The organism is Vibrio sp. 10N.222.46.A1 (genome assembly GCF_041473595.1).
Lineage (GTDB): Bacteria > Pseudomonadota > Gammaproteobacteria > Enterobacterales > Vibrionaceae > Vibrio > Vibrio tasmaniensis_A.
The window spans coordinates 1-4,244 of the sequence record NZ_JBFRSN010000220.1; the positions used below are offsets into that span (position 1 = coordinate 1).

2 protein-coding genes and 3 pseudogenes are annotated in these 4,244 nt (G+C 39.6%); 2 read left to right on the top strand and 3 right to left on the bottom strand.

The window, feature by feature from the left end:
• Positions 1-610 (top strand): annotated as a pseudogene (locus tag AB4496_RS07400) (IS6 family transposase); the annotation flags it as partial.
• A 207-nt stretch (positions 611-817) separates the two neighbouring features.
• Here AB4496_RS07400 and AB4496_RS07405 read toward each other — a convergent pair.
• Together AB4496_RS07405 and AB4496_RS07410 are read right to left on the bottom strand one after the other, a co-directional pair.
• The gene (locus tag AB4496_RS07405; RefSeq protein ID WP_102258642.1) at positions 818-2,437 is read right to left on the bottom strand and encodes a methyl-accepting chemotaxis protein; all 1,620 of its coding nucleotides are present in this window, start codon (positions 2,435-2,437) and stop codon (positions 818-820) included.
• A 672-nt stretch (positions 2,438-3,109) separates the two neighbouring features.
• Positions 3,110-3,364, bottom strand: a pseudogene (locus tag AB4496_RS07410) (hypothetical protein); the annotation flags it as partial.
• On the opposite strand from AB4496_RS07410, the pseudogene AB4496_RS07415 reads away from it, so the two are divergent.
• A pseudogene (locus tag AB4496_RS07415) lies at positions 3,335-3,457 on the top strand (IS6 family transposase); the annotation flags it as partial. The pseudogenes AB4496_RS07410 and AB4496_RS07415 sit on opposite strands and share 30 nt — an antisense overlap.
• Positions 3,458-3,537: 80 nt before the next feature.
• On the opposite strand, the gene AB4496_RS07420 reads toward AB4496_RS07415, so the two are convergent.
• Complete coding sequence (locus tag AB4496_RS07420; RefSeq protein WP_102258641.1) at positions 3,538-3,909, bottom strand: hypothetical protein; 372 nt, start codon at positions 3,907-3,909, stop codon at positions 3,538-3,540.
• Between the last annotated feature and the right edge of the window lie 335 nt (positions 3,910-4,244).

Here is a 4,244-nt window from a genome sequence, read left to right on the forward strand (position 1 = left end):
TATATTTGCGACAGAACCTTTATCGTTGGTTCATTGAATATGCCCCTACATTACTCAAGAAATTACGCCGCCATCAGTTCATCCGAACAGACTCTTCGTGGCAGCTCGATGAAACCTACGTCAAGGTCAAAGGGAAATGGCATTATCTGTATCGAGTTATCAACAAGCAAGGCGAAACACTGGACTTCTATTTATCCCAAAAACGGAATAAAAACGCGGCTTATCAGTTCTTGAAACGGTGCTTAAGATATTATGATGTAGACACTCAGCCTAAGACCTTGAACACAGACAAGCATTCCTCGTCTGCTCATGCTATCTTGCGCCTGAAGAAGGAGGGACGGCTGCGAGCGGATGTCGAGCAACGGCAAGTGAAGTATCTCAATAATGGTATCGAGTCCGATCACGCTCCATCAAGAAGCTCGTTGTCAGCACAGGCGGTTTTAAAATACGAAAGCGAGCCTGGTCAACCATCGAGGGGGGCGAATCACTGCGAATGTTGAACAAAGGCCAGTTTGATTTCTGGTTACGTCATGATGAGCGTAAAACGCTTGTTCGGGAGAGATCCGCCTTCATGAATCGTCTCTTCAATGTTGAGGTGGTTTACCAGTAATGGTTACGCCCATGACTGGGTAGATCTGCATTATCTGATTAGTTGCAACAAGCCCACCAAAGAAACACCGCAAAAATTTATTGGCACATATTTCCCAAAGGGGTAAGTGTTTTCAGATAAGTAGATTATTGAGTCAATGCGACGGCCAAGGTAATTGTCGCTCAATACCAACACTAAGAACTTGCGAGTGAATTCAATAATGCAACCTCAATCATTAATTTTTTTCACCTCAAAAAAAGATAATTCTGACTGTAATTTTTCAGCTAAAGCACCAACTTCTTGATTGGAATTTGTACTTTCTTCTATTCCTTTTATATTCTGTTGAACCAGCGAATTAATATCTTCGAGTTGCTTTGAAATATCTTGAGTAACGGCACTTTGCTCTTCGGAAGCCGTTGCTACGACAGCATTTACTTCAGAAATACCCGTAACTTTCTCTGATATTATCGCGAATGATTCCGTCAACTCATTCGTAGCCTCTTTGGTTAGATTCATTAATTCAACGTTTCTACTCATGGAATCATCAGCTTGCTTAGACTTCTCTTGAAGTTGGGTGATAATGGTTTGAATATCAACTGTTGATTGTTGTGTTTTGGCAGCCAATGCTCTGACTTCATCAGCCACAACAGCAAACCCTCTCCCTTGTTCTCCTGCACGAGCCGCTTCAATTGCAGCATTTAAGGCCAATAGATTGGTTTGCTCTGAGATACTGTTGATAACATCAACTACAGAACTAATGGTCTCCGAATGTTCTCGAAGATGATTAACTAAATTTTTTGCTTCTAAAATAGAATTACTTATTTTTTCTGTTGTTTGTGTTGAATTCATGAGGATGGATTGACTGGATTCAATCACGCTATTTGCTTCCATAGCGGCTTCCTCTGCTTTCATTGCATTTGTAGCAACATCATTTGCTGTGGACGCCATTTCAGTGGATGCTGTTGCCACTTGTTCAACAGATGAAAGTTCACTTAATGAATTTTTTCGATTCTGATCAACAAGAACCAACGAATGGTCTTGTTTAACTTTAATTGTACTCATTACGTTTTGGCTTTCTAGTACGACACCTGATAGCCGTTCAGATAAAATTGTTACAGACTCAGAGATACTATCAAGCTCATTTCTGCTCAATGGCAACGTTTTGTTGTGAACTTTACCTTCCGAAAGCGCCTTTAACCATTCAACAATCATGGGTAAATTTCTAACTTCTCTTTTAGCAAACCAGAATGAAAGGATAGACACGAGCAATGAAGTGAGTAAAACAATAGTCCAGCCCCACAACGTAGACTTTCTCAACTCAGAATTTGATAATGTGAACTCTTGCTTAGAAACATCAAGTTGTAGATCAATTAACAATCCTAAATCCTCTCCCATAGCATCAACTAGCTTATATAATGTTTCTATCATCATATAGTCATCAACGGCGTTGCTTTTATGTTGTTTCAGCAAAAGTGGAACCTGAGATTCAACCGTTGAAATTTGTTTCTCTAACCTTTGGGCCAATTTTGCTTCTTTGTCCGTTAATGCAGTTTTTAGATATTCTTGCCAAATTGATTTTGCTTCATTAATGGATTCTGATGCACCTGTGTAAAATTGGTCCTTAGTAATTAACCCTACGTGTTGTTTATTGGCGGCATCAATCAAGTTAACGGCGTACAAGTCTGAGATTTTTTTCAAGTTTGATAATGGAATAACACGGTCTAAGTATACCGATTGGAATCGTTCCATGATTATTTGAGAAACGTTACCATTTAACGCATGAACAGCAAAAAGAGAAAGAGAAAATAACATCGGAATTAAGAGTAGCTTCGTTGAGATTTTATTCATAAGTCACCGTAAAGAGTGCAATAGATTTATTATAAAGCAAGATTCGAACCACAGAAAAAAGCGCTAACAAACATGCATCATGATAGATTTGTTATGTTGTTGATTCTTAAATTGCATTGCAAAAAGCAACACAATCCGAATATGCATATAAACCTTATTGGATTTAAACAACATGCACAGTGCAATTGTCGATAGACAATAAAGGAATAAGTTTTCCGTAAGGGCGTGACCGTAAGCGGTCGGGTTTTTCGTCGTTCCTCTTTCTATCGCTAACTTGAAGCCCCTAACTACTCATTGTTTGTGATGCGTTTTCACCTCGATTTCGTCGCGTGTTCCCAAAAATGATCAGTTTTCTATTCGTTTGTCACAAAAAGGATGGGACGTGACAAATAGGGGTTGTTGCAAAAAAATCAGCCAAGACTCAGAATTCAGTTCTGTCTTTTCTAATCTAGTGACTCAATGGCCAATCCCGCATTCAAATGGAAACACTTTGCCCCTGAAATCATTCTTTGGTGCCTTCGTTGGTATGGTTCGACAATTTATCGTTAGTTCATTAAATATGCCCCTTCATTACACAAGAAATCACGTCGTCTTATTTAACGTAACGGCACTTAATCAGTACCCAAAAATCAAACCTCCAGCTAGCGTAAGTTTACTGCTCGCGCTGGCTCTTCAATCAGGTGAGCGAATAGGATGAAGTTGGTAATGATAATTTCTTAATTCTTCGCTGACTTGATACTGCTCGAATTTGAAGTAACGTTGCTCTGTTAAGCAGTGAGTAAACTTGCCCAATTCATTGGTATGTATGAACAACGAGATTGATGCAACTTGGCGATTATCATCATCGAAGCAATAATCAATGTGCGCTCTATCGAGATAAACAACGTCTCTATCCTGAGTCGGCGTCTCTTCAACAAGTTTTGTCTTTTCTGGTTACGTCATGATGAGCGTAAAACGCTTATTCGGGAGAGATCCGCCTTCATGAATCGTCTCTTCAATGTTGAGGTGATTTACCAGTAATGGTTACGCCCATGACTGAGTAGATCTGCATTCTCTGATTAATTGCAACAGCCCCATGACTTAATTCCTTGAGTTTTTAATTAACCGAAAACACTTAACCCTTTGTCGGATATACGCCAATAGATTTTGGCCGTGTTTCTTTGGTAGCTATCACCAATAACGACTTGGCCATCTTTATCTAACACTCGTCGCTCAATAAAACCCGCATCGAGTAGGAAATAGAGCACCTTATGAGAGTTACTAAGACTCGGCACATCGAGTAGTTGCTCTTTCAGTGAATTAGCCTCATAGAAAAAGGTTTCATCATCTGATTTCAATCGTTCGACCTTGCCATTATCCAAGTTGTGATAACAAAGATTCATGATCGTTAAAAGCTGAAAGCACAACGATTGTCTAGGCAATTGAGAAAGCTCATGTAAGTGCTTAATTCTTTGTTCATATGAAAAACTCATGACGGATTCTCTTGTTTTTGTTTTTTGATGTCATTCACTGCATTAACGCAAACCTTAAGCCACTGAAAACCTAATTCACCTTCTAGGTTAGCAGGGGCGTTGTTGCATCGCTCGTATTTCGGAGCAGCACAATAATCACGAGGCCTCTACTGATATAATGCAGTTTTCGCCTCGAGGCTTACTTATCCATGCCAAACAAGTTTAACAATTCAAAGCGCCACCACATTCCAAAGCAAACCTATAAACTGACGAACTGGCCTGAATACAACCAATCATTGATGAACCGAGGACGAATCGATATTTGGATAAACGAAGAGGGTTCTGTCGCAAATATA